The organism is Caballeronia pedi, assembly GCF_001544915.2.
GTDB lineage: Bacteria > Pseudomonadota > Gammaproteobacteria > Burkholderiales > Burkholderiaceae > Caballeronia > Caballeronia pedi.
This window is the reverse complement of sequence record NZ_FCOE02000124.1, coordinates 1-964: the sequence shown is the minus strand read 5'-3', so window position 1 is coordinate 964 and position 964 is coordinate 1. Positions and strand designations below refer to the sequence as shown.

Below are 964 nucleotides of genomic sequence, written 5' to 3'. Positions count from 1 at the left end.
TTGAGTTTGGCCTGAGAGTAGACCGACAGATCGATCCCTTTCGGGAAGTACTGCCTCAGAAGACCATTGGTATTTTCATTCGAACCGCGTTGCCAAGGGTGTTTCGGATCACAGAAGTACACGGCAATGTCAGTGGCGATGGTGAATCGTTTGTGGCCCGCCATCTCCGTGCCGCGGTCCCAGGTGAGCGATTTATAGAGTTCGTGCGGCAGCTTGCTGGCATGTTTGATCAGCGCTTTGACGAGCGTCTCACTGTCTTTGCTGGTGATCCTCACTAAGCATCACATAACGCGTCTGCCGCTCTACAAGCTTTGCAATCTAGCTGCCGCTGCTGCCACACAACAGATCCCCCTCCCAGTGACCAGGCACCGCACGGTCTTCCACTGCGGCAGGCCGTTCGCTGATTGATATCGCATCGCGGATCCTGCCGTGGTCCTCCGTTTTCTGGGTGTGATGTCGCGATCGACGCATAGCTCGGGTGCGCCGTAAGTGTTCCAGCAGTTCTTTCTTCAGGGCACCCCGTGCCTGAATAAACAGACTACGGTAGATGGTCTCGTGTGACACGTGATAATCCTCGTCGCGCGGCCAGGCGCGTTTAAGCCATCCAGCAATCTGCTGAGGTGACCACTGCAACTGGAGCTTGTGGGCAACGATCTGTGCCAGAACCCGATGCCTGACCAGTTTGCAGACCTTGGGTCGGTGCGCCCCGTTCCCACGTAAGCTCGTCCGCGTGGCTGGCCCGATAGCCTTTCTCTCCACTGTTGCGCTTGAGCTCCCGACAGATCGTTGACGGCGATCGCGATAGTCGCCGTGCGATTGACTGGATCGAGTCTCCCGCGGCCAGGCCTCTCGAGATCTCCTCGCGCTCAGCGAGAGTGAGCGCGAGCCTCGATCGTCGCCGCGGCGCAGACTGGATTCCTCCAGTTTGCGCCAGAATTCCTTCTACCGACGAATGATTGCGATT

The 964-nt window shown here is 57.8% G+C and carries 1 pseudogene; it reads right to left on the bottom strand.

Features of this window, described 5'->3' with window-relative positions:
* Nucleotides 1–964: pseudogene (locus AWB80_RS42805) on the bottom strand (IS30 family transposase); the annotation flags it as partial.